At 69.8% G+C, this 23,402-nt stretch carries 27 protein-coding genes; 14 read left to right on the top strand and 13 right to left on the bottom strand.

Features of this window, described 5'->3' with window-relative positions; all coding sequences use genetic code 11:
• The first annotated feature begins 190 nt into the window (after positions 1 to 190).
• The gene (locus tag AB0C27_RS21730; protein WP_357846573.1) at positions 191 to 955 is read left to right on the top strand and encodes a hypothetical protein; all 765 of its coding nucleotides are present in this window, start codon (positions 191 to 193) and stop codon (positions 953 to 955) included.
• On the opposite strand, the gene AB0C27_RS21725 is transcribed toward AB0C27_RS21730, so the two are convergent.
• Positions 927 to 1,457 carry a gamma carbonic anhydrase family protein gene (locus AB0C27_RS21725; protein WP_346100845.1) on the bottom strand — a complete coding sequence of 177 codons (531 nt, stop codon included), beginning with the start codon at positions 1,455 to 1,457 and terminating at the stop codon, positions 927 to 929. The genes AB0C27_RS21730 and AB0C27_RS21725 overlap by 29 nt on opposite strands.
• Before the next feature lie 141 nt (positions 1,458 to 1,598).
• On the opposite strand from AB0C27_RS21725, the gene AB0C27_RS21720 reads away from it, so the two are divergent.
• Positions 1,599 to 2,702, top strand: a complete 1,104-nt coding sequence (locus AB0C27_RS21720; protein WP_357846570.1) for a hypothetical protein — start codon at positions 1,599 to 1,601, stop codon at positions 2,700 to 2,702.
• A 189-nt stretch (positions 2,703 to 2,891) separates the two neighbouring features.
• On the opposite strand, the gene AB0C27_RS21715 is transcribed toward AB0C27_RS21720, so the two are convergent.
• The 4 genes from AB0C27_RS21715 to AB0C27_RS21700 form a co-directional block, all read right to left on the bottom strand.
• A complete protein-coding gene (locus AB0C27_RS21715; protein WP_357846568.1) occupies positions 2,892 to 3,134 on the bottom strand; it encodes a hypothetical protein in 243 nt (80 codons plus the stop codon).
• Positions 3,135 to 3,257: 123 nt separating this feature from the next.
• Positions 3,258 to 4,010 (bottom strand): GntR family transcriptional regulator, encoded by a 753-nt coding sequence (locus AB0C27_RS21710; protein WP_357846566.1) that lies wholly within the window; start codon positions 4,008 to 4,010, stop codon positions 3,258 to 3,260.
• A gap of 152 nt (positions 4,011 to 4,162) precedes the next feature.
• Positions 4,163 to 4,705, bottom strand: a complete 543-nt coding sequence (locus AB0C27_RS21705; protein ID WP_357846564.1) for a VanZ family protein — start codon at positions 4,703 to 4,705, stop codon at positions 4,163 to 4,165.
• A 56-nt stretch (positions 4,706 to 4,761) separates the two neighbouring features.
• A complete protein-coding gene (locus tag AB0C27_RS21700; RefSeq protein ID WP_357846562.1) occupies positions 4,762 to 5,466 on the bottom strand; it encodes a dienelactone hydrolase family protein in 705 nt (234 codons plus the stop codon).
• A gap of 141 nt (positions 5,467 to 5,607) precedes the next feature.
• On the opposite strand from AB0C27_RS21700, the gene AB0C27_RS21695 reads away from it, so the two are divergent.
• From AB0C27_RS21695 to AB0C27_RS21670, 6 genes are read left to right on the top strand one after another with little or no spacing between them, the layout of a single operon-like run.
• Entirely contained in the window at positions 5,608 to 7,017 is a 1,410-nt protein-coding gene (locus AB0C27_RS21695; protein WP_357846560.1) for an aldehyde dehydrogenase family protein, read from the top strand.
• Positions 7,010 to 7,807: a fumarylacetoacetate hydrolase family protein gene (locus AB0C27_RS21690; protein WP_357846558.1), complete on the top strand. Its 798-nt coding sequence runs from the start codon at positions 7,010 to 7,012 to the stop codon at positions 7,805 to 7,807. The genes AB0C27_RS21695 and AB0C27_RS21690 overlap by 8 nt, the downstream gene beginning before the upstream one ends.
• Positions 7,804 to 8,229, top strand: coding sequence for a RidA family protein (locus AB0C27_RS21685; RefSeq protein WP_357846556.1), 426 nt, complete (start codon positions 7,804 to 7,806; stop codon positions 8,227 to 8,229). The genes AB0C27_RS21690 and AB0C27_RS21685 overlap by 4 nt, the downstream gene beginning before the upstream one ends.
• On the top strand, positions 8,226 to 8,741 hold the full coding sequence (locus tag AB0C27_RS21680) for a 3-hydroxyanthranilate 3,4-dioxygenase (RefSeq protein ID WP_357846554.1): 516 nt from the start codon (positions 8,226 to 8,228) through the stop codon (positions 8,739 to 8,741). The genes AB0C27_RS21685 and AB0C27_RS21680 overlap by 4 nt, the downstream gene beginning before the upstream one ends.
• Before the next feature lie 10 nt (positions 8,742 to 8,751).
• Entirely contained in the window at positions 8,752 to 9,729 is a 978-nt protein-coding gene (locus AB0C27_RS21675) for an amidohydrolase family protein (protein WP_357846552.1), read from the top strand.
• 32 nt (positions 9,730 to 9,761) lie between these two features.
• The gene (locus AB0C27_RS21670; protein ID WP_357846550.1) at positions 9,762 to 11,051 is read left to right on the top strand and encodes an aminotransferase class V-fold PLP-dependent enzyme; all 1,290 of its coding nucleotides are present in this window, start codon (positions 9,762 to 9,764) and stop codon (positions 11,049 to 11,051) included.
• Between the two features lie 25 nt (positions 11,052 to 11,076).
• On the opposite strand, the gene AB0C27_RS21665 is transcribed toward AB0C27_RS21670, so the two are convergent.
• The 4 genes from AB0C27_RS21665 to AB0C27_RS21650 form a co-directional block, all read right to left on the bottom strand.
• Positions 11,077 to 11,610, bottom strand: a complete 534-nt coding sequence (locus tag AB0C27_RS21665; RefSeq protein ID WP_357846548.1) for a pyridoxamine 5'-phosphate oxidase family protein — start codon at positions 11,608 to 11,610, stop codon at positions 11,077 to 11,079.
• Positions 11,611 to 11,724: 114 nt separating this feature from the next.
• The gene (locus AB0C27_RS21660) at positions 11,725 to 12,828 is read right to left on the bottom strand and encodes a serine hydrolase domain-containing protein (protein WP_357846546.1); all 1,104 of its coding nucleotides are present in this window, start codon (positions 12,826 to 12,828) and stop codon (positions 11,725 to 11,727) included.
• 81 nt (positions 12,829 to 12,909) lie between these two features.
• Positions 12,910 to 13,281, bottom strand: coding sequence for an MmcQ/YjbR family DNA-binding protein (locus tag AB0C27_RS21655; RefSeq protein WP_346100858.1), 372 nt, complete (start codon positions 13,279 to 13,281; stop codon positions 12,910 to 12,912).
• 10 nt (positions 13,282 to 13,291) lie between these two features.
• Complete coding sequence (locus AB0C27_RS21650; protein WP_357846544.1) at positions 13,292 to 14,335, bottom strand: DUF2293 domain-containing protein; 1,044 nt, start codon at positions 14,333 to 14,335, stop codon at positions 13,292 to 13,294.
• A 145-nt stretch (positions 14,336 to 14,480) separates the two neighbouring features.
• Between AB0C27_RS21650 and AB0C27_RS21645 the strand changes: the two genes are divergently transcribed.
• Positions 14,481 to 15,284: an FKBP-type peptidyl-prolyl cis-trans isomerase gene (locus tag AB0C27_RS21645; RefSeq protein ID WP_357846542.1), complete on the top strand. Its 804-nt coding sequence runs from the start codon at positions 14,481 to 14,483 to the stop codon at positions 15,282 to 15,284.
• Positions 15,285 to 15,357: 73 nt separating this feature from the next.
• On the opposite strand, the gene AB0C27_RS21640 is transcribed toward AB0C27_RS21645, so the two are convergent.
• Entirely contained in the window at positions 15,358 to 16,710 is a 1,353-nt protein-coding gene (locus tag AB0C27_RS21640) for an NERD domain-containing protein kinase family protein (RefSeq protein ID WP_357846540.1), read from the bottom strand.
• Positions 16,711 to 16,771: 61 nt separating this feature from the next.
• On the opposite strand from AB0C27_RS21640, the gene AB0C27_RS21635 reads away from it, so the two are divergent.
• Positions 16,772 to 17,389: a DJ-1/PfpI family protein gene (locus tag AB0C27_RS21635; RefSeq protein WP_357846538.1), complete on the top strand. Its 618-nt coding sequence runs from the start codon at positions 16,772 to 16,774 to the stop codon at positions 17,387 to 17,389.
• A complete protein-coding gene (locus AB0C27_RS21630; RefSeq protein WP_357846536.1) occupies positions 17,386 to 17,832 on the top strand; it encodes a helix-turn-helix domain-containing protein in 447 nt (148 codons plus the stop codon). The genes AB0C27_RS21635 and AB0C27_RS21630 overlap by 4 nt, the downstream gene beginning before the upstream one ends.
• Here AB0C27_RS21630 and AB0C27_RS21625 read toward each other — a convergent pair.
• Entirely contained in the window at positions 17,797 to 18,297 is a 501-nt protein-coding gene (locus AB0C27_RS21625) for a hypothetical protein (protein ID WP_357846534.1), read from the bottom strand. The two genes, AB0C27_RS21630 and AB0C27_RS21625, sit on opposite strands and share 36 nt — an antisense overlap.
• 414 nt (positions 18,298 to 18,711) lie before the next feature.
• Here AB0C27_RS21625 and AB0C27_RS21620 point away from each other — a divergent pair, with 414 nt between their 5' ends.
• Positions 18,712 to 18,978, top strand: coding sequence for a hypothetical protein (locus AB0C27_RS21620; RefSeq protein ID WP_106246008.1), 267 nt, complete (start codon positions 18,712 to 18,714; stop codon positions 18,976 to 18,978).
• A gap of 316 nt (positions 18,979 to 19,294) precedes the next feature.
• Here AB0C27_RS21620 and AB0C27_RS21615 read toward each other — a convergent pair whose 3' ends face one another.
• On the bottom strand, positions 19,295 to 19,858 hold the full coding sequence (locus AB0C27_RS21615; RefSeq protein ID WP_357846532.1) for an NlpC/P60 family protein: 564 nt from the start codon (positions 19,856 to 19,858) through the stop codon (positions 19,295 to 19,297).
• A 364-nt stretch (positions 19,859 to 20,222) separates the two neighbouring features.
• Between AB0C27_RS21615 and AB0C27_RS21610 the strand changes: the two genes are divergently transcribed.
• Positions 20,223 to 20,489, top strand: a complete 267-nt coding sequence (locus tag AB0C27_RS21610) for a hypothetical protein (protein ID WP_346100866.1) — start codon at positions 20,223 to 20,225, stop codon at positions 20,487 to 20,489.
• Between the two features lie 363 nt (positions 20,490 to 20,852).
• Positions 20,853 to 21,230, top strand: coding sequence for an STAS domain-containing protein (locus AB0C27_RS21605; protein WP_357846530.1), 378 nt, complete (start codon positions 20,853 to 20,855; stop codon positions 21,228 to 21,230).
• Here the strand turns inward: AB0C27_RS21605 and AB0C27_RS21600 are convergent.
• On the bottom strand, positions 21,157 to 23,394 hold the full coding sequence (locus AB0C27_RS21600; protein ID WP_357846529.1) for a terpene synthase family protein: 2,238 nt from the start codon (positions 23,392 to 23,394) through the stop codon (positions 21,157 to 21,159). The genes AB0C27_RS21605 and AB0C27_RS21600 overlap by 74 nt on opposite strands.
• Positions 23,395 to 23,402 lie beyond the last annotated feature (8 nt).

Raw genomic sequence — 23,402 nt, 5'->3', positions numbered from 1 at the left:
CTGGTGGTACTCGGATCATCCATCGGCTTTTCACGGCACAATGTCCGCTATGAGGGCGAAGGTAGCAGGGTTGTCGGTGGTCGTTTGTGTGCTCTCCGGTTGCGGGACCACAGCGGCACCGCAGCCGACGCTCACGGGTCCCGGCATCCTCACGTTACAGAACGCCAGTCCGCCGGCGTCCGGCGGGGAGGTGGGTGAGGCATCGACGGAGTTCGACGACGCCGCCGACCTGTCGGCGTGGACCAAGCTGAGCGAGACCGAGAAGGACGTCGACCGCATCGCCAAGTACGACGTCAACAAGACCGTGAAGGGCTCGATGTACTTAGAGCCGAAGACCTCGGCCTGGTTCGACGGCTTCCGCGGGCCCTTCGTCTACCAGGACCTGGCCGGCGACATCGTCATGCACGCCCGGGTCAAGGTCACGGGCAGGAGCGGCAGCGGGTGGCCGAAGCGCAAGTTCTCGCTCGGCGGGCTGATGGCGCGCCAGCCCGGCTCGTACGCCAAGCCCAACTGGGTGTCGGCCGCCGTGGGCACGGGCGAGAAGAGCGGCCAGGTCGAGGTGAAGTACACCCAGGACGGCAGCTCCAAGCCGCAGGAGCTGGCCGTGAAGAGCGGCTGGGTCGACCTCGCGCTGGCCAGGGTGGGCCGGGTCTTCGTCGCCCTCTACAAGGAGGACGGCGGCGCGTGGAAGGTGGGCCGGCGCTGGCCGTCCACCCTCCCCGACGTGCTCCAGTGGGGGGTGACGGCCTACACCGACTGGGACAGCTACAGCCTGCTCAAGAAGGACGCCACCAAGGGCAACGCCAAGCAGGTCACGGGCACGCCAGACCTCAAGCTCACGGTCGACTTCGTCCGCTTCCTGCGGCCCGAGCTGCCCGAGTACGCCGACCCGCTCAACACCGCCTCGGTGTCGGACGAGGTGCTCATCAAAGCGATGACGCCTGCCGGTGCCTGATCGCCTTGGCCATGTAGTTGTCAGGAGTCCTGGCGAAGGAGTCGCGGTCGTCGTCGGTGAGCTCGCGCACGATCTTGCCGGGCACGCCGGCGACCAGCACGCCCGCGGGGATCTTCTTGCCGGGGCCGACGAGCGCTCCGGCGGCCACGAGCGTGCCCGCGCCGATCCTGGCGCCGCCCAGCACGATGGCGCCGATGCCGATCAACGAGCCCGACTCGACGTGGGCGCCGTGGACCATGGCCTTGTGGCCCAGGCTCACGCGGTCCTCCAGGATCGCGGGCTCACCCGGGTCGGAGTGGAGACAGGACAGATCCTGTACGTTGCACTCCTCGCCGACCTCGATCCGCTCGTCGTCCCCCCGGAGAACGGAGCCGTACCAGATGCTGGATGCCCGGCCCACACGTACGGCGCCGACCACGACGGCGCCGTGGGCGATGTACGCATCGGGGTGTATGTCGGGCACTGCTCCGTTGTCCAACGCTGCTATGTACATTCGAGACATCGTAATTCCAGCTCGGGGTATGGCGTTCGGGTTGCGGACGTGGGCAGATGGCAGGAAAGTCGTTTCCTGACGTCCCGTTGCCAGACCCTCACAACCCGCAGTTTTCCCCCGCCTCACGCAAACCACCCTTAGGTAACCCCCATGACACACCAGCACGAGAGCATTCCCGATCTGATGCAAGAGGACACGTTCGAGGTCGTGATGCGCGGCTACAACCGCCGCCAGGTCCACGACTACATGATGCGAACCCGTAACCAGATAAGGGACCTGGAAGAGCGGCTGGCACGGGCCATCGAGCAGGCCGAGCAGGGCCGGATCGAGCTGGCGGAGGCCCGCCGGCGCATGGTCGAGACGCCGCAGAGCTACGAGGACCTCAGCCCCCGGCTCGCGCAGATCCTCCGGCTCGGCGAGGAGGAGGCCGCGTCCAAGCGCGAGGACGCCGAGGCCGAGGCCGCCAGCGTGCGCGAGTCGGCCAAGGCCGAGTCCGAACGGCTGCTCAGCAGCTCGCGCGAGACCGCCGACAAGATCCTCACCTCCTCGCAGGCCGAGGCGGAGCGGCGGGTGAGCGAGGCCACCCAGGCGGCCGAGAACATGCTCGCCCAGGCGGGCAGCGACGCGGAGGAGCAGCTCACCTCCGCCCGCACCGAGGCCGATGAGACGCTGAAGGCGGCCAGGGCCGAGGCCGAGCGGCTCGTCACGGGCGCTCGTACCGAGGCCGACCAGGCCATCACCAGCGCCAGGGCCGAGGCGGAGCAGGCCATCGCGAACGCCCAGGCGCAGGCCGAGCAGACGGTGCAGTCCGCCAACGCGCAGGCCGAGCAGATCGTCACCAGCGCGCGCAGCGAGGCCGACTCCATGCTGGAGCAGGCGCGGCAGCGCACCGCCGCGCTGGACGAGCAGGCCGGGCGGCGGGTCGACTACCTGAGCAACACCCATTCGGAGGTCGTGCGCCGGCTCACGGAGGTCAGCGCGGTGCTCGGCGACCTCATGCGGGCGGAGGCGAACGCCGGCCCGCTGGTGCCGGAAGCAATCGCCCCGCCGGCGGCGCAGCCGGCCGTCCATGACGCTCAGGAGGTCGCCCAGGAGGGCGTCCAGGAGGACGTACGCGTGGTCCTCGACCCCGAGGAGACGGTTGAGGTCGTCATCGACAAGGACGCGGCCGAGCCGCGGCCTCAGGCCCGGGAAGACGGCATCTCGGACGATACGGACGTCAACATCGTCCGGCTGTCAGAGGCCCACAAGTAGGCCACAAGGCGGCACCCCGGATAGGTCCACGAGCAGGTCGTAAGCGGAAGCCCCCGCCCCCGATAGGGTCGGAGGCTTCCGCGTTCGTGGCCCCTCCTGTTTGGGGGCCCGGTACCGGGGCCGCCGAGACGCTGAACCCGGCACCGGGCTGCTCGTGTGCGCGGGCCGGGGAACGCTCCACGGCCCGCGTCAAGGAGGTGCGGGGCCGGCCCGCCACGTCTGGTGCTCACCGGCCCGCCTCTCCTGGTCCCGGAGATGGTCGCGCAGTCCCTCCGGGTCGTCCGCGTCGATGGTCATCGCACATCCGGCATCGCGCTGCGCCACGCTGAGCGGATGGTGTCTCGTGGCCCACCAGCGGCCCGCGTCGCTCCGCCAGATGGTCCAGTGGGGGTACTCCCGGGCGATGTCGGCAAGATGTCGGTCAAAGGACATCTCCGTCCGCCTTTCCCGGGCCCCAGGCGAGGTTCCATCTCTCTACACGATGCGCCACTTCTCTAGAGAATTTCTATGATCGTGACGGTCAGGTCAACCTATCGCTTGACAGATCGCCTTGAATCACGCGTCGAAGTCGTACTGGAGTACATAAGCCGCCGAGTCCAGCACCATCTCGTTGAGCTCGATCGGCAGCCCTCCCGACGTGTACGCGGTCCGCGAGATGACGATCACGGGCGTGCCACCGGGCAGGTCGAGCAGCCCGCTCTCGCGCGGTCCTGGCATGCGGGCGCGCACCTCCTCGGTGAAGTGGACCGGAGGCAGCCCCAGATCGCCCAGTCGGGCGTAGACGCCGCCGGGGCCGGTGTCCGCGAGGGTGATCGCGCTTCCCTGGACCAGGTGGGCGGGGAAGTAGGACGTGGCCAGTTGCACGGGTCTGGCGTCGACCGAGTAGCGCCGCCGCCGTACCCACACCTCGACGCTTTCGAGTACCCCGGCCACCTCCTCGGTGGCGCGCTCCAGCGCCACCTCCACCCGGTCGACGGTGAACGGCCGCCCCCGCGCGTCGGCGTCCCAGATGGCCCGTCCCTGACCCCACTGCTCTCGTGACAGGCGGCGCGAGCCGTGCCTGCGGATCGGTTTGAACAGCCGCACGTAAACCCCCGAGCCTCGTTTGGGCACCGCCAGCCCTTCGTTGATCAGTACGGCAAGCGCCTGCCTGGCGGTGGCTCGTGCGATTGCGTATTCGGCCATCAGCGCGTTCTCGCCCGGTAGTCGGTCCCCGTCGCGCAGTTCGCCGGACAGAATCCGGGCGCGGAGGCCGTCGGCGATGCGTCGATAGATAGGGGGCTCGTGGGGTACCGGGGATTCAGACAACTTTGATCACCCTCTGTCACCAACCGGGTAGTGGCGTCTCCAGAGAACTTGCCCCGTCTTGTCCACGATCGCACAGATGCAGGGCTTGGTCGCGGGCTGATTTTGAGAGGATCGTGCCCGTGTGGTGAATTCCGCGATGTTTTAGCGGACCGTTAGTGTGGAACGGTCCCGGCCGGTATTCGATCGGCCCACCAGCGGCGAGTAACCAAAGAGAAGATCACGGCGCCGGCCGTATTGAGGATGACGTCGTCCACGGACGAGAAACGACCCAGTCGCAGCACGTACTGGAGCACCTCGACCAGGACCGAAAATGCCGCCGCGACGGCCGCAACGCGGGCGGGAGAGGACATCGCCGCGCTGCGTACCGGCAGCAGCGCGCCCAGCGCGGCGAAAACCAGCAGATTACCTCCCACCTGCACCGACACCGCTTCCCACGGTGCCGTCACCAGGTCCGCGAGGTCGGCGAACGGGACGAGCCCGACTCCCGGCTCGCCGTCGGAGGGCGTGAGGATCATCCAGATCCAGGGTGCGGTCCCGGCCACGATGCCGACGTCGGCGATCGAGGTGCGCAGGGGTGCCGGACGGCCGGCGCGAGCGCGGTGGCGGCGGAGAACCAAGATTGCTAGCAAGGCGACAGGGAGTGCAAACGTACCAGCAATAATGACGTTTCCCCACAATTCCCACGTCCGCGCCATCCGACCATCATGGCGATTGATCTAGGGGTACCGGAAGATGTCCATCTGGACAGGTCTCATCGGGCGGGCAGATGCTCGTCGAGGAAGGCCATGGCGACCCCCCACGTACGCTCCGCCGCCTCCGGCCGGTAGAACATCGGCGCCTCGCTGTTGTGGAAGGCGTGGCCGGCCTCCTCCTCCACATGCATGGTCACGTTCGGCCTGGACTCCGCGGCCTTCTCGACCACGGCCACCCGCTCGCGGGCGATGAAGGGGTCTGCGCCGCCGAAGACCAGCAGGAGCGGCGCCTGGATGCGCTCCATCAGGCCGGTGCCCTCGGGCACGGCCGAGCCGTAGAACGACAGCACCGCGGCCAGCTCGACCTGGGTGGCCAGCATGTACGCGAGCGAGCCGCCCAGGCAGAACCCGACCGCGCCGACGCCGCCGCGCACCTCGGGCAGCGCGGCCAGATGGGCGACCGTGAGCGCGCAGTCGGCCACGCCCTGGGCGAAGTCGAACCCCTCGGCCAGCGCGATGGAGGTCTGCGTGCCCTCGGGCGTGTGCTCGCCGACCCAGTGCGGCTGCAACCGCCAGAACAGATCGGGCGCGGCCACCACGTAACCGCGTGAAGCCAGGTCGGCGGCGACCTTCTCGATGTAGGGGCCGACGCCGTAGATCTCCTGGACGAGCAGGATCCCCGGGCCGCTCCCGCCGTCGGGAAGCCACACGCGTACGTCGAAGGAGCCGTCATGGGCGGCGATGCTGTCTGTTCGGATCTGCATGTTCACCAGCATCGCTCATAGCGCGCGCCGCGATCCGGCGAGACGATGCGATCAGAGGTTCCGTGTCCCCGGGACGCTCGAAGGTCCACGAGCCGCACATCCGTCCAGACCGAAAGGCGAGGGAGAGATGAGGAGAGTGTTGTGCTGACCCATTTCATCGGTGGCGAGCCGGTGGCCGCGGGCAAGGCGTTCCCCGTGCACGATCCGGTGACGGGCGCGGTGGTCAGGCAGGTGCACGAGGCCGATCCCGAGGTCGTCGACCGGGCGGTGCGCGCGGCCAGGGAGGCGGCCCGCGACTGGGCTGCGCTGCCCGTCGGCGAGCGGGCCGGATGGATGCGGCGCCTGGCCGAGGGCGTCGAGGCGCGCTTCGACGACCTGGTGGCCGCGGAGATCGCCGACACGGGCAAGTCGTTCGACCAGACCCGCACGCTCGACATCCCGCGCGGCATCGCGAACTTCCGCGCGTTCGCCGAGATCGCGGCCCAGCGTCCCGACGACGCCTTCCACCTGTCGGGGACGCTCAGCTACACCGTACGCAGACCGCTCGGCGTGGTCGGGGTGATCGTGCCGTGGAACCTGCCGTTCCTGCTCATGACCTGGAAGCTCGCCCCCGCCCTCGTCTCGGGCAACACCGTGGTGGTCAAGCCGTCGGAGCAGACGCCCGGCTCGGCGGCGGTGTTCGCCGAGATCTGCGCCGACACCGGGCTGCCGCCGGGCGTGGTCAACATCATCTTCGGGCACGGGCCTGTCGGGCAACTGCTGGTCGAGCATCCGGGCGTGAACGGGGTGACGTTCACCGGGTCCACCAGGACCGGCACGGCGATCATGATCACGGCGGCCGAGCGGGTCAAGCCGATCTCGTTCGAGCTGGGCGGCAAGAACGCCGGGCTGATCTTCGAGGACTGCGATCTCGACCGGGCGGTCGAGGGCGCGGTGAAGTCGGTCTTCACCAACGGCGGCCAGGTCTGCCTGTGCACCGAGCGGCTCTACGTGCAACGCTCGATCTTCGAGGAGTTCTGCGCCCGGCTGGCCGTGCGCGCCCAGGAGGTCGATCTCCAGCCGATGATCTCGGCCGAACATCGCGAGAAGGTGCTCTCCTACTACGCCCTGGCCCGCTCGGAGGGAGCCAAGGTGCTGGCGGGAGGCGGTGTCCCCCTGTTCGGCGACCACCGCGATTCCGGATATTTCGTGGAACCGACGGTAGTGACAGGCTTGTCGGAATGGTCAAGGTTCAACAGGGAGGAGATCTTCGGCCCCGTGTGTCACGTCGCCCCCTTCGACAGCGAGGCCGAGGCGATCGACCTGGCCAACGGCAGCGACTACGGCCTGGCCGCCACGCTGTGGACCACCAGTCTCGACCGCGCGCACCGGGTGGCGCAGCGCCTGGAGGCGGGGCTCGTCTGGGTGAACACCTGGTACCTGCGCGACCTGCGCACGCCGTTCGGCGGCGTGAAGCTGTCGGGCATCGGCCGCGAGGGCGGCACCCGATCGCTCGACTTCTACTCCGAACCCACCACGATCACCATCAAACTGGAGCAGTCCGATGCATGACGAATGGTCCCAGGCAGTGAACGCGCACGCCCAGGCCGCCGACCGGCTGGCCGAGGCCGCACTCTCCGGCAAGCCCTGTGCGCCGATCAGGGACCTGGTCAGCACCGCCGCCGACGCGTACGCCGTACAGGAGATCGGCACGAAGCGGGCGCTGGCCGCAGGGCGGCGGCTGATCGGCCGGAAGATCGGCGTCACCAACCCGCTGCTGCAGCAGCAGTTCGGCATCGACCAGCCCGACTTCGGCATGTTGTTCGCGGACATGTACCACCGCGACGGGCTGCCGATCCCGCTGGAGCCGTTCCTGCAGCCCAAGGCCGAGGCGGAGGTCGCGCTGGTGCTCGGCGCCGACCTGGAGGGCGGCCCCTTCACGGTGGCCGACGTGATCAGGGCGGTCGACTTCGTGCTGCCGGCGATCGAGATCGCCGACTCCCGGATCGCCGACTGGGACATCACGCTGGCCGACACGGTCGCCGACAACGCCTCGGCCGGCGCGTTCGTGCTGGGCAGCACGCCCGTCTCGCTCATGGGGCTGGACCTTCGGGCGGCCAAGATGACGATGACGCGCGGCGGCGAAGAGGTCTCGACGGGGTCGGGCGAGTCGTGCCTGGGCCACCCGCTCAACGCCGCCGTCTGGCTGGCCACCCGGCTCGGCCGCACCGGCTACGCGCTGCGGGCCGGCGACGTGGTGCTGACCGGCGCCCTCGGCCCCGTGGTGTCCATCGGGCCCGGAGACGTGTTCGAGGCGAGCGTCGAGGGGCTGGGATCGGTGCGGGCGGTGTTCGGGAAGTGAGGCCCAAGGCCATCCGCGTTCCGGGCAAGGCCGCGCCGCGAGGCAGGTTCCCGCACGTCAAGAGGGCGGGTGACTTCCTGTACGTCTCCGGCACGAGCTGCCGGCGCCTCGACGACACGTTCGTGGGCGTGGAGGTGGACAAGCACGGCACGACGAACCTCGACATCAGGGCCCAGACCAGGGCGGTCATCGAGAACATCGGCGACATCCTCAAGGCCGCCGGCGGATCCCTGGCCGACCTCGTGCAGATCACCACGTACCTGGTCAACATGAACGACTTCAGGGGTTACAACGAGGTCTACGCGGAGTTCTTCGACGAGGAGGGGCCCACCAGGACCACGGTCGCGGTGCACCAGCTCCCGCACCCCCACCTCCTCATCGAGATGCAGGCCGTCGCCTACCATCCACAGGAGCGATCATGATCGTCCCCATCGACTTCACGAAGTGGATCGACGAGCACGCCCACCTGCTCATGCCGCCGGTCGGCAACAAGGTGGTCTTCGAGCAGGCGAACGACTTCATCGTCATGGTGGTCGGCGGGCCCAACGCGAGGACCGATTTCCACGTGGACCCGTACGAGGAGCTCTTCTACCAGATCCGCGGAAACATGCACGTCAACGTCGTCACCGCCGACGGCCCCGAGACCGTGCACGTCCGCGAGGGGCAGATGTGGCTGCTGCCGCCGCGCGTGCCGCACTCGCCGCAGCGGCCGGAGGCCGGGTCGGTCGGGCTGGTGGTGGAGCGCATCCGCCCCGAGGGCGAACCGGAGAGGTTCCAGTGGTACTGCGAGCGCTGCGGCGGCCTCGTCCACGAGGTCGAGCTGCAGGTACGCGACATCGTCAAGGACCTGCCGCCGGTCTTCGAGGCGTACTACGCCGACGAGCGGGCCCGCACCTGCGGCCGGTGCGGCGCCCTGCATCCGGGCAAGGGGTAGCCGGTCCTCCATGGTCATCGACGTCCACACGCACCACGTGCCCAAGGGCTGGCCCGACCTGGGCTGGCCCGGGGCGCCCCGGCTCCGGATCGACTCGGAGCGCGAGGCGACGATCCTCGTCGGCGACCGCAGTTTCCGCACAGTCCAGGACGACTGCTGGGACCCGCGGGTCCGGCTGGAGCGCATGGACGCGGACGGCGTGGACCTTCAGGTCGTCTCGCCCACGCCGGTCTTCTTCGGCTACGACCGGCCGGCCGCGCAGGGCGTGCGGATCGCGCGGATCTTCAACGACCTGGCGCTGGAGATCTGCTCCGACGAGCGGTTGATCCCGTTCTGTCAGGTGCCGCTGCAGGACCCCGAGCTGGCCTGCGCCGAGCTCGATCGTTGCCTGGCCGCCGGTCACCGGGGCGTCGAGATCGGCAACCACGTCGGCGACCGCGACCTCGACGATCCCGGCGTGGTGGAGTTCCTGCGGCACTGCGCCCATCGGGACGTGCCCGTCTTCGTGCACCCGTGGGACCTGCCGGCGGGCCCTCGGGTGGCCCGCTGGATGGCGCAGTGGCTGGTCGGGATGCCGGCCGAGACCCACCTGTCCATCCTGGCGATGATCCTCGGCGGCGTGTTCGACCGGGTGCCGGACACGCTGCGGATCTGCTTCGCGCACGGGGGCGGCTCGTTCGCCTTCTGGCTCGGGCGGGTGGAGAACGCCTGGCACCGCAGGCACGACGTGGTCGGCGGCTCCGAGCGGCCGCCGTCCCGCTATCTCGGCAGGTTCGCCGTCGACTCTGCCGTCTTCGACGAGCGGGCGCTGCGCCTGCTCGTCGACACGTTCGGAGAGGATCGGGTGCTGCTCGGCAGCGATTTTCCCTATCCGCTGGGGGAGTCGCCGTCGGGCGCCCTGATCAGGCGGGCCGGCTTCCTGTCCGGTACGGCCCGCGCGAAGCTGCTCGGGGGTAACGCGGAGGCGTTCCTGGGTCTGGTCCCATAATGGCGAAATAGGGTGATATTCACTATTTCGTCATGACAGGAGTGGCCGTGGACCGCGACCAGTGTCTCGCCCTCGACGCCGAGGATCCGCTGCGGGCCTTCAAGGACGAGTTCGTGCTGCCGGACGGTGTGATCTACCTCGTCGGCAACTCGCTCGGCGCGCTGCCCCGGCGCACCTCCGAGCGGATGCGGCAGGCGGTCGAGGACGAGTGGGGCGCGCAGCTCGTCGGCGGCTGGAACCACGCCGGCTGGTACGCCCAGCCCCTGACCACCGGCGACCGGCTGGCACCCCTGATCGGCGCCGGGCCGGGGCAGGTCGTGGTGGGCAACACGACCTCGATCGCCATCTTCCAGGCGGTGGCGGCGGCGCTGAGACTGCGTCCTGAACGCCGGGTGATCGTCTCCGAGGTGCGGAACTTCCCGACTGACCACTACATCGTGCAGGGGCTGACCCGGCTGCTGGGCGATGATCGTTACGAGGTGCGCGACCTGGCCGAGGGACGCTTCGACGACGCGGCCGTGGTGCTGCTGTCGGAGGTGGACTACCGCACCGGCGCCCGGCGCGACATGCGATCGATCACCGCCGAGGCGCACGCGGCGGGGGCGCTCATCGTGTGGGACCTGTGCCACAGCGTGGGCGCGATGGAGGTGGACGTCTCGGGCGTGGGCGCCGCTGGGGCCGACTTCGGGGGCGCCGGGGCCAATGGGGCCGATTTCGCTGGGGCCGACTTCGCAGGAGCCGACTTCGCGGTGGGATGTACGTACAAGTACCTGAACGCCGGTCCCGGTGCGCCCGCGTTCCTCTACGTCAGCCCGCGGCACCAGGCCGACGCCGAGAACGTGCTGTCCGGCTGGCACGGTCACGCCGAGCCGTTCGCGTTCGAGGAGGACTTCCGGCCGGCCGAGGGCATCAGGCGGTTCGCGGTGAGCACCCCGCACGTGCTGTCGTTCGCCGCGCTTGAGGCGACGCTGGACATCTGGGAGCGGGTGGACCTGGCCCAGGTGCGGGCCAAGAGCATGGCGCTGACCTCGCTCTTCATCGATCTGGTCGGCGACGCGCTGGAGCTGGTCTCACCGGCGGACCCCAGGGAACGGGGCAGCCAGGTCAGCCTGCGCCACCCTGACGGCTACCCGGTGATGCGGGCGCTGATCGACCGCGGCGTGCACGGGGACTTCCGCGCGCCCGACATCCTCAGGTTCGGCTTCGCGCCGCTCTACATCGGCTACGCCGACGTGCACGACGCAGCCACGACCCTGCTGGAGGTGCTGGACAAGGAGCTCTGGCGCGACCCCGCTTACGTCACCCGCCTGGCCGTCACCTGAGCTCGCCGGCAGCCCGGGAGAGCGCTCACCGCCACAGGTAACGCGTCTGGGACGACCGGGTCCCGCCGGCGAAGGCGAACGCCTTGTCCGGCTGGACCCGGTAGAGGTGGACGGTTCCGGACCTGACGGCGTCGCCCACCTGGTGCCAGGTTCCGTCTTCACGGGTGAACTGCCAGCCATAAGCGTGCTCGAACGCGGTCGTCACGGAATGCCGGGTGGCCTCGTCGGTGACCAGGCTCGCCGTGCCTTCGATGACGTAGTCGGTGCCGGTCAGGGTGTCGGTGCCGCCGGTCAGTGCGCAGTGCTGGTTGGTGCTGAGATTGACGGCCTTCTGCTCGTTCTCGCCGGTGATGAACCACATCGCGCCGAACGCCCAGATCGCCAGCAGCGGTGTCACGTGTGGGCGGCCGTCCCTGCGCACCGTGCAGAGCTGGAACTTCTGGATCCGGCGCAGGGCCCACTCCGTCTCCTCCCACGGCGTCGGGCTGGCGCCTGGTGCGGAGAAAGGGCCCAGGCTCGTCTGCGGCGCGGCCGGCTCGCCGGTGGTGGGAGTGGACATGATCTCTCCTGGTGATCGTGGTGGATCCGGCCCCGGCACACGGACCCCGGCACACAGACAGGGACAGCTCGGAGACGGGTGGCTCGGGCGGGTGCGTGCTCGGGTGCGGACGGCTCAGGCCATTCTGGCGAGGTGGTCCGACAGAATCGTGGTGACCGAGAGCGCGGTGTCGAAGTTCGGGACGAGCCGGGTCTTCGTCAGCGCGAAGGCGATCCCGCGTGCGGGGTCCGCGTAGGCGTAGCTTCCGCCCCCGCCCGGCCACCCGAACGCCAAAGAGCTCTCTTCGGCGTTGTCTTTGGGGGGCGCGCCGATCCGGCCGAGCGGGAAGCCCAGCGCCATCCGCGCCGGAGTGCCGAAGACCTGGTCCACGCCCTCGTACGCGAGCGCGGACAGTTCCCCCACCCGGGCGGAGCCCACGAGCTCGCCCCGCAGCAGGGCGTCGAACATCGCGGCGAGGCCGCGCGCGGTGGCGATGCCCACCGACGGGATGTCGGCACACAGGATCTCTCGGTCGTTGCCGAAATCCGCCCGAGGCCCGCTCTCCCACGGCGCGAGGATCGCGTCACCGGAGGCCGGGACGGCGGGCCACTGCTCCGCCCGCTGCTCCAGCCGGGCCAGCCCCGGCAGCGACTCCGGCGGGGCGGCGAAGTAGAGCTGCCCCTCGATGCCGAGCGGCGCGGTGATCCACTCACGCAGCAGCTCGCGCATCGGCCGCCCGGTCGTACGGCGGGCCAGCTCACCGACCAGATAGCCGAAGGTGTAGGCGTGATAACCCATGGCGGCGCCGGGCGGCCGGCGCGGCTCGGCCGCCGCCAGCGCCGCGCACACCCTGGACCAGTCGGGCAGCTCGGCCGGAGTGATCTCGCGCGGCATGGCGGGCAGGCCGGTCGTGTGGGTCAGTACGTGGCGCAGCGTCGTCGTGGCCTTGCCGCGTACCCCGTACTCGGGCCAATGGTCCGTGACCAGGCTGTCGTAGCCGAGGAACCCCCGCGCGACGAGCATGTGCGCGAGCGTCGCGGCGATGTTCTTGCCGGTGGAGAAGCCGAAGATCGGTGTGCCGGACGTGAGCGGCCGCCCGGTGGCCGGATCGGCCGGGCCGGCCACCACGTCCACGATCAGCGCGCCGTTCTGGTAGACGGCGACCTGCAGCCCGGCCTCCACGCCGCCGCCGACGAGCGCGTCGGGGTGACGCTGGATCCGGTCCTGTAGATCACTCATCGCGGTTCCCGGCCCCTGTCTCCGGCCCCGTGTTGCGGCTCCGTCCGGGCGTCACCTGGGGCTCATCGGCATGCGCGGGCGTCACCTGAGGTCGAGTTCCTTGACCGCGCGCTTGGGCGCGATGGCGCGGTAGCTCTCCTCGACCCAGTCGAGCAGCACCTCGGTCTCGGGCAGCGCGGACAGGAACGGCACGGTCACCCACCCGGCCTTGCCCAGCCCGTAACCGCTCGGCCCGGCCCCCTCGACGGTCAGCGCGTGGCCGTGGGCCTCCGACAGCAGCTTCACCCCGAAGGTCGGATCCCACTTCTCGGTCTGCTCGTCGATCCCGAGAAACAGGAAGACCTTCTTGTTGACCTTGATGACCGTCTCGCCCCAGGGATGATCCTCGTGGCTCTCGGGCAGACCGAGCGCGAACGCGCGCAGCTCCTGCCTCACGTCGTGCCAATCGCTCATGTTTTCGACATTAGCGCGGGGCGCGGAACTCTTCGAGCTTGCGCTCGATGGCCCCTCTGATCCGCTCGCGGGCCTCCATCCGCGGCACGCCGGACATGAGCAGGCTGTCGTAGTCGGTGTCGAGGTGCCGGACCGAGGCGATGACGGCGAGCGTGATGGCGTTCTCGTCGAGCGCCCTGGCCGCCGCCGACCTGCCGACCCGGCCGCTGCCGCGCAGGCCCGCGTGCTCGGCGATCTCCCGCGCCCGCTCCTCCGGGCAGCCGGGGAACAGCCGGGCGATCTCGGCCGCCATCCGCGCCTGGAACTCGACGTCCTGATCCGCCCTGCGCTCGCGGTCGCGCTCGCGGCGGCGCAGCCGTACCTCCTCGTCGGCCAGGCACCGGTCCTCGGCCGCGGCCAGCGCGGCCTCCTCCACCAGCAGGCCCTGGCGCTGGTAGAGCCGGCGCCGCCGGTTGTAGCGGACCACCACCGCCGACAGGCCGCTCTCCTGCTTGGCGCGGCGGCTGAGCGCGGCGTTCCCCGACGGCAGGAACACCAGGTGGTCCATGTCCGCGCAGGTCAGGCAGTGCGGCGCGTCGTCCTCCATGATCAGGTAGGGGCCGGTGCCGGCGCAGGACGCGCACGTCCACTCGTCGAGCGGGGCCACCGCCACCAGGTCGGGCGCCTTGCTCTGCGCCTCGGTGAGCCGGCGCACCCTGGCTTCGCTGAGGTCGGGCGACAACCAGTGCACCCGGAACGGCTCCTGCGCGTGCGCGGTGGTGAAGCGCAGCTCGCGGCGATCGCGCGTGCCCGCGACGTACGGGGTGTCGACCGGTTTGAGCCCCTTGGCCCGCGCCCAGTCGCGCAGCAGCCCGGCCGTGGTCAGCAGGCGGTCCTCGTCGACCGCCGCCAGCTCGGCCAGCGTGGCCACCCTGCCCTGCCGCCAGGTGTCCACGTGCCGGGAGTGCAGCCAGCGCAGCGCGGTCACCACGTCGATGAACGTCACGTACTTACGGGTGGTCAACGCGATCTCGGCCGCCTCGGCGACCCGCCGCGCGAGGTTGGGCTTGCTCACATGCTCTCCTTACGCCGACCCGAACGCGGGCCGTCGCGTCTCGTCGTCCCACGGTCCCAAGTTTGTCGTGAGATGGCGCGCCCCGAAGCTTTCCTTTGAACACTTACGGCAAGTACTCCTTCGGATCTGGTCCGGGAGGAAAATCGTGCGTCTGTTCTGGCCTGCTCTCCTCATGCTCGCCACCACGTGCGGGGTGGCGGAAGAGGGCACGCAACCCGTCGTCACGGGTCGGTTCGGCAGCAAGCCGAACGTCTCCATACCCCTGGGCCAGCCGGGGCGCACGCCGCGGATCACGGTGCTGTCGACGGGCAGCGGGCGGCGTACGGTGCCCGGTGACGTGGTGCTCGCCGACGTGGACATCCGGCGCTGGTCGGGCAACCGTCCCTACCTGAGCACCTGGGACGGCAACCAGCCCACCACGGTCGTCTTCGACGGCAGGCAGGTGTCGGAGACCTGGCGGCAGGCCCTCATCGGGCGGCCGGCGGGCAGCCGGGTCATGCTGGTCAGCCCGGCCGGCGAGGCGAAGGGCCCGAACGTGCCGCTGGGCGGCCTGTCGCCCGCCGACACGCTGGTGCTCGTCTTCGACATCCTGGGCGGCTACCCGCCCGACGCCCGGCTCGTCGGGCGCGCGCTGCCGGTGGTCCCGGCCGACCTCACGCCCTCGGAGCCCGCCCGTACGCTCATCGACGGGTCGGGGCCCCGGGTCGAGCCCGGCGCGAAGGTGGTCGTCCAGTACGTGGCCGCGTCCTGGCCGTCGCGGACCGTGGTGGACTCCTCCTACCGGCGGGGCGGGCCGAGCGCGTACACGCTGGAGGCCGGCGCCGCGCCCATGTCCTGGGTGAACGCGCTCACCGGGCAGCACGTCGGCAGCCGGGTGGCGGTGCCGTCGCCGGGCGAGCTGCCCATGCTGTACGTGATCGACATCCTCGATATGATCACCACCGCCTAGCCAGGAGCCGCCGCGGAGCCGCCGCAGAACCGTCGCGGCGGGGGCACGGCCGGGGCACGGCCGGGGCCGGTCGTCAGGAGCCGGAGACGATGCGGCGGACGAGACGCCTGATCTTCGAGCCCTGCTGCGGCGTGCTGCGCAGTGCCTCCAGCGCCTGCTCGGCCGTGGGCCGCTTGGCGGGCGAGTGGTCGAGCATCCGGCGGACCACCTCGGGCACCTCGGGGCCGCCGTGGGCGTCGGCGCTGGTCGGCAGCTGGCCGGTGAGGACCTGGTAGGCGATGGCGCCGGCCGCGTAGACGTCGGAGGCGGTCGTCATCTGGTCGGGCCGCTCCTGGCACTCGGGCGCCACGTAGTGGGCGTCGAGCACGTTGCCCAGCTCGTGGGCCACGGTGTAGTTGCGCGGCCCTGGCTTGGCGTAGTCGAACCCGGTCAGCACGGCGTGCCCGGCGTCGGTGACCAGGAGCGAGGCCGGGGTCAGGGCACGGTGCACGACGCCGTTGGCGTGGGCGTGCGCCAGCCCGCGCAGCAGGTCCTGGATCACCGCCATCGGGGCGGCGCCCTTGCCCATCGCCAGGTGCAGCGCCTGGCCGTGGACGTCGTCGAGCACCAGCACGAACCGGCTCTCGTCGTCGATGGCGAAGAAGTCGCGCGAGCGCACCACGCACGGGTGGGGCGGGATGCGGGCCAGCGACTGGTAGGCGTTGGCGATGCGCTGCCGCTCGGCCGCCCGCGCCTCGTGGTCGGCCAGCGGATCGGCCTGGTAGACCCGCAGCAGCACGGTCTCGCTGCCCGGCAGCGTGGCGTTGAACGCGCGGTATTCGGTGACCTTGGCGTCGCCGCCGAGCTGCTCCTCGACCTCCCAGTTGCCGAACCTGGGCGGCGCGGTGCTGCGGCGCACGGTCTGGTTGAGCGCGTCGAGGATCGCCGTCAGGTACGGCTTCGCGTCGGGGCTGCACCCGCGCCTGACCCGCGAGACGTCGCTCAGCGTGGCCAGCAGGCCCGGCAGGTCGGTGACGTTGACCGCGTCGCGCCCGGCCGGGTCGATCAGCTCGGCGTCGGGCGAGGTGAGCACGACCAGGCTGTCGACGTAGACCCGTTCGAGCTGGGTGGCCCTGGACACCAGCAGGCCCTTGAGCGCCTTCGCGGTGCCGCGCAGCTTGGCCACGGGCGAGCCGAACGCCTCCCTGCGGGGCGGGAACCAGCGAGTGCCCGACACCTCGATGCGGCCCCTGGTGCCCTTGACGTCGACCACGACGAGCGAGTGGCCGGTCAGCACGATCATGTCGACCTCGAACACGTCGTGGCCGCGCGGGACCTCGACGTTGTGCAGCAGCAGCCAGTCGCCGGGCGCGTGGTCGCGCAGATAGGCGATCACACGCCGCTCCGCGTCGTTCACCGGGCGTCCGCCGCCGACGATCTCTGCCATGACCACTATCCTCGCATGGGATCGCATTGACAACATACTGTCGAAATGACAAGATGTTGTCATGAAGCGAATCGCACACCACGCCGTCTACGACACCCTCGCCGACTGGGAGACCGGTCACGCGACCGCGCACCTGCGCAACGGCCGCTACATGCGCGAGCCTGAGGGCTACGAGATCGTCACGGTCGGCCTGACCCGCGACCCCGTCGTCACCATGGGCGGCGTGCGTCTCACGCCCGACCTCGCGCTCGCCGACCTGTCGCCGGCCGAAAGCGCGCTGCTCATCCTGCCCGGCGCCGACCTGTGGGACGCGGGCGACGAGCTCGCGCCGTTCGCGCGCAAGGCGGGGGAGTTCCTCGACGCGGGCGTGCCGGTGGCGGCCATCTGCGGCGCCACGGCCGGGCTGGCCCGCGAGGGGCTGCTCGACGAACGCGACCACACCAGCGCCGTGGTGCACTACCTCCAGGCGCAGCCGGGCTACGCCGGCGCCGGGCGCTACCTCGACCGGGACGCGGTGCTCGGGGGCGACCTCATCACGGCCGGGCCGACCGAGCCGGTGGCCTTCGCCAGGGAGATCTTCCGGCGGCTCGACGTCTACCGGCCGGAGGTGCTGGACGCCTGGTTCCGGCTGTTCGCGCACAGCGACGCCACGGCGTTCGAGGTGCTGGCGGCCGCATGAGCGAGAGCGCCGAGCTGCTGTCCGGAATGGCTCTGGGGTCGTTCCGGCTCAACGGGCAGTTCCTGCACGTGGCCGAGGAACTGGCCCGCCCTGCGGGGATGACGGCGGCGTGGTGGCAGGTGCTCGGAGCCGTACTCGCCGAGCCTCTGCCCGTCGCCGGGATCGCCCGCGTCATGGGGATGACCAGGCAGGGCGTGCAGCGGATCGCGGACCTGCTGGTCGAGCGGGGGCTGGCCGAATACCGGCCCAACCCCGCGCACCGGCGGGCCAAGCTGCTGCGGCCCACGGCCGAGGGGCGGGCGGCCATCGACGAGATCACCCCCGGCCATCAGGAGTTCGCCGACCGGCTCGTGGGCGAGCTGGGGGTCGAGACGGCCCGTGACTGCCTGGAGGCACTCCACCGTCTGTCAGCGGCTCTCGACCGGATCGGCGACCACCCCTGACGGCCACGTCGCGGCGCGAATTCCGCGGCGCGGTTTGAAGACCGACAGCGCCGTGGCCGTCATCAGCATGGCGATCTGGAGGCCCAGCGCCGCCACCTGAGCCCACTGCCGTGCCTCCGTCACGGACCGGCCGCCCGAGGTGGCGGCGGCCATTCCCTCCGGATCGACCAGGAACATGCCCACGCCGACCACGGCCAGCAGCAGCACCAGCTTGGCCGCCACCCAGGAATGGCGAAACAGCCCCCAATGGCTGGTCAGGCCCAGTGTTATGCCGCTGATCAATGCGATGAGGCTGAGCGGTATCCCGCCCGCGAACACCAGTGGCGCCATCAGCTGATAGGCCGAGTGGGTCAGCGCGGGATCCTTTGCCAGCCTCGCCGCCGTATTCAGCACGACCAGGCCCCACACCTCCCCGACCAGCGCGACCGAAGCGATGACGTGGATTACCACGATCGTCTTCCTCATTCGTGGTCGCATCTCACCCGCCTCCTTTCCGTGCCCAGGCGGCCATCCTCACCGTTCCGTGCGGCCACGACGTCCCCCCTCGGGCGCACGCCCGGATACGCCACCGGGCGTACGCGATATTCAAGTTTCGGGCGATCCTTGTCTAACCGGTGGTGAACTAATACGCGGGTATTCTCGCGGAGAGCCAAAACGGATGCCGATTTCCGGCCTTCTGATGGAGCGTAAATGCCGGGCGCGGTCGACGGGCGTGAAAACACCGTGCCAAGAAACAGAGGTTCCGGCTTGACTCCCAGCAGGGCCAAACGAGTTGCGGTTCTCGCCGCCTGCCGCGATTGTTATTGGCGGCACCTCACAGCCCTGCACAAACGACTATGGCGTCGGGATTTCCGCGCCGATCCATGGAGGAAAGCACACATGATCCGTCGCATTCTCGCCGGTGCCGCGATCGCGGCCGTCGCACTCGGTTTCTCCGCGTCCGCGGCCTCGGCCGACGTCGGCCCCAACCCGCACAACAGCGGGCAGAGCATTCTGAGCCAGTTCAGCATCCTGGACGACCTGACCGCGCTGAACGACGTCCTCAACGACTCCGTCAAGTACGTGGACGTGCTGACCATCGCCCACCTGCAGGACATCGACGCCGACGTCCTGAGCAACGTGGAGAACTCCGGCGACAACAACTGACGACTCCTCACATGGCGTAGGCAGGAAGGTGATCGGCGACTTTCCGAACATGCGGAGAGCCCGCCCGGCCAAGATCGTCTTTCTGGTGCCTTGAGGTAGGCCGAATGTACGGGCCGTGGACATCGCGACCACGGCACTGGCTTGGTGCGCACCGAGCTACGCGCATCGCGCGGTCCGGGTCGATCACTGCAGGACGACCCCGGGCCGCGCGATCGTCGTTTCCACCGGACGCACGCTGCCCGGCCGGCTGCCTGACCGGCTGCCCGACCGGCTGCCCGACCGGCGCCCCGCCGGTCGCACCTGCCGGCGCCCCGCCTCACGCCGACGGATCGAGGTTCGCCGCGGTCTCGCTCGGCCGTACGACTCCCATGAAGGTCGGCCGATCCAGCGGATCCACCCGGACGAACTGCCCGGTCTGCGGCGCGTGCACCATCCGCGTCGCGTCCACCGCCACGGCGACGTGCTCGGGCCCTGGACTGCCGGGGTCGTTGTCGTAGAAGACCAGATCCCCCGGCTCCACCTGCTCCTTGGCCACGCGGATCCCCGAGCGCCACTGCTCGTGCGTGGTCGTGCCGATGGGCACCCCCGCCCGCGCCCAGGCGTACTCCGTCAGGCCCGAGCAGTCGAAACCGAGCGTCCTGGCGCCTTTCCCGATCCCGAATCCGGGCCCGCGCACCCCGCCGCCACCCCACGAATAAGGAATTCCGATCATCTCCATCGCCGCCCGCGCCGCGATGGCCCCGGCCCCTGAGCGCAGCGCCGAGACGGGCCGGCATATTTGCGCGGGACAGCCGTCGACGGCCGCCGCGGCAGTGGCGGGAAACGCGTTGACAAGTGTGCCCGCCAGCACCGCCGACAGCACCGTCCTTATTCCGTTCATGGCATGTTCAGCGCTCCTCGACTCGTTTATGCCGAGCCCGTGGTCACGGCGTTCTGCCGTTAACATTCCGCCCTGCCTATGCGGATAAAACGCCCTTTGGTCAGGTGGGGTGCGCGTATGGCCATAAGATGAAATATTGCCGTCATGCCGCCCGGGGCAAAGCGGGACCACTCGGTACATATCCCGACTGGGGATGATCGGCAGCCAAGGAATTGGTGCGCGTATTTGACTTCGACTTAGCGTGGCCGGGTTGCGGCGCGCCGACAGGTCGCGAGATTGTTATTCAGCGAATCTCACAGCGCTGTGCGAGTGATTCACGATGACGCGCATCCCGCGCCGATTCCGACGAAGGAGAAACAAACAAATGATCCGTCGCATTCTCGCTGGTGCAGCGATCGCGGGCTGCATGTTCGGGATGTCGGCCACGAGCGCCTCGGCCGACGTCGGTCCCAACGCGTTCAACAAGGGCAAGCAGATCCTCAGCCAGCTGAGCATCCTCGACGACGCCACGGTGGCCAACGACGTCCTCAACGACTCCGTGAAGTACATCGACCTCGGCACCTTCCTGCACCTGCAGGACATCGACCTCAACGCTCTCAGCAACCTGGAGAACGTGGGCGACAACAACTGATCGCCCGAGGGCGGGGCGGCTCGACGCCCAGGTCCGCGTTCCCCGGTGTGACGGCGCTCCGGCAGCCACGAACCCCTCGTGGCGGCACCTTGCCGGAGTGTCTCCCCGCCGGTCGCGTACGCGGAGCCGGGCGCGGCCGGTCACCGTCCTCGGTAGATCGCGCATCCGAACAGGCAGGTGTCCGTCAAGCCCGCAGCCGGCGCGGGTACGGCCCGCCTGTTCGGAAAGCGCTGCCTGCCAACATTCACCCTAAAAACGGTCATAACACGGCGAAGAATACCTATTAATTAATTCCTCGTGTAGCCTGTATTTCAGGAAATTCGGCAATATGACCCCCAGAGTGTGTGTTGGGGGGTGCGGGGAGTGTGTAGCGTCCAGCAGCGACTGCTCTATCAGGACGAGCAGCTGAGCATCACCGTGGTGATGGCGTCCGCGGCTCCGGTCGTCACACTGACCGGCGAGATCGACGCCACCAACAGTCCGGCGCTGGCCGGCGTCCTGGCGAGTTGCCGCCAGAACACCGGCGGGAACGCCGTCGTCCGACCTGACCCCTGCCCTTACGTCGACGTCGACACCGGGGCGCTGACCTTCATCGACGTCTCAGGACTGCGGGTGCTGGTCATGCCCGCGCTGCCCGCAGGGCAGCGCTGGATCCGATTGCACAACGTCACGCCGGCTCAGCGGCGGCTCCTGCGCATGATGGGGTGGTACTACCAGCCCACGGTCCACGCGCCCCTGTGAGCTCGATCAGCGCGGCCGAGGTGCCCAGCCCCGTGGGCCCGCCGATCCGCCACTGCGTCGCGCGGTGGTGGCGGAGGAGCGACGGCTCGTCGTAGCGCGAGCACTGGCGGTGCCAGTGGGCGACGCCCGCCAGCCAGTCGCGGAGCTCGGCCACGAAGGCGTCGAGGTCCTGCCGCGCGTCGGCGTCGAGGCCGAAGTCGGCGCAGACGATCGGCAACTCATGCACCACGATGTGCTCGAACTGCCGCACCCGCGAGGCCATCAGATCGTTGACGATCTCCAGCGCGGCCGAGTAGTCGCAGTCGAAGAAGTTCTGCACCACCAGGACGCCGTTGTGCACCTCGCCGTCGAACTCGATCTCCTTCTGGTACGAGAAGACGTCGTTGATCAGCATCCCGGCGTCCATGATCGCGTTCTGCAGCGCCACCATCGGGCCGGTCGCGTAGAGCTCCCTCGGGATCGCCTTCGAGCGCCGCAACCGGCACAGGCTCATCGTCAGCTTCGAGCCGAAGGTGTGCCGGCGCATCTCCAGGTAGTCCACCGGGTCGGGAATGTGGTGGGCGATCTCGCCGGCCAGCTCCCAGAGCCAGGACGCGCACATGTCCTCGACCGACACGCGCAGCTCCCGGCGGTCCTCGACCGGCATCGGCCCGGCCGTCCTGGCCCAGATGTCGGCCAGCCCCCGCTCCAGCGCGCCGACCGGCGGCGGCGGGGCGGAGCAGTCGAGCGGCATGAGCTCCTTGAGCCGGTCCACGCACACCTTGGCCGCTGACAGGTTACGGGTCCTGCCGAACACGGCGGGGAAGTAGTCGTCGCCGTACGTGCCCCAGGCCAGCCAGAACGAGGCCAGGTCGAGCTCCTCCGGTGCGGCGTCCGGATGCAGGCCCGCCGCGCACAACGGCAGGTCGTAGTCGATCACCTTCGCCTCGTCCCACACCGCCGTGCCGACCACCCCGTTCTGCGGCTCCAGCATGCCCGTCTCCCGGCACCAGTCCACGGTGTGGCGGCGTGACCGGTCGAGGTGCGGCGACAGCCTCAGGTCGAAGGGCACGTACAGGTCGGGAATGCGCGAAGGACCCACGCGCGGGTACGGCACGTGCGCGAAGTTCCGCAGCCGCTTGGCGCCCAGCACGTCGATCGCCGACGACATGCCGAGTGGCCGGCTCGCCCTGGCCCGCGCGTTCATGTAGCGGCTGGAGCGCAGGTGCCACTCGTGCCCGCCCGACTGCCAGTCCTGCAGCCCCTTCACGTACGCCAGCACCTCGGCCGCGCCGATCGGGTCGATGGCGTGCTCCGCGAACAGCGGCCCCAGCTCGAACGCCGCCGTGTGCTCGAACTGCTGCATCCGCGAGGTCAGCAGGTCGTTGACCGCCTCGGCGGCCTCCTGCGTGCCGCAGCCGAGGAACGTCTCCAGCACCAGCACGCCGTTGCTCAGCTCGCCCTCGTCACGGACCTCACGCTCATAGGAGAACAGGTCGTTACGCAGGTGCACGGCGTCGGAGAAGGAGTCGCGCAGCACCCGCATCGGCCGCGAGGCCGCGATCCTGGCCGGCACCTCGGCCGCCACCGCGTGCTCGACCAGCCCGGCCGACCAGGGGGCGCCGCCGACCTTGCGCCGCATCTCGATGTACTCGACCGGGTTGGCCACCCGGCCCCTGTTGATGTTGGCCAGCTCCCACAAAGACTCGTCGAGCAGGTTGCGAGTGCTCTCCGCGAACCGCGCCCGCCAGTCGGCGGACATGCCCGGCACCGTACGCGGCCACAGGTCGGCCAGCCCGGCCTCCACCGGACCGGCCGGCTCGGGCACCGTCAGGTCCAGGCCCATCGGCATGAAGGCGGCCAGCCGGTCGAGATACCGCTTGCCGCCCTTGAGGTCACCCGTGCGCTTGAAGACCTCCAGGAAGTGATCGTCGAAGAAGAAGACCCACACGTACCAGTCGGTGATCAGACTCAGCTCGGCGCCGTCGCAGTCGGGATGGGTGTAGGCGCACATCAGCGGATAGTCGTGGGCGTCGAGGTCGGCCTCCTCCCAGACGCCCGAGCCCTCGAGCATGCCCATGTCGCGCGCCCACTGCGTGGAGTGCGCGCGGGCCTCGTCGAGGTGCGGGTTGAGCCGGGCCGGATACGGCTGGTAGAAGTCCGGCAGTTCGAACGGCTGGGACATCATCGCTC

Origin of the sequence: Nonomuraea sp. NPDC048882 (assembly GCF_040649755.1) — a bacterium.
GTDB lineage: Bacteria > Actinomycetota > Actinomycetes > Streptosporangiales > Streptosporangiaceae > Nonomuraea > Nonomuraea maheshkhaliensis.
The sequence above is the reverse complement of the archived record's forward strand: the minus strand, read 5'-3'. Positions and strand labels throughout refer to the sequence as shown.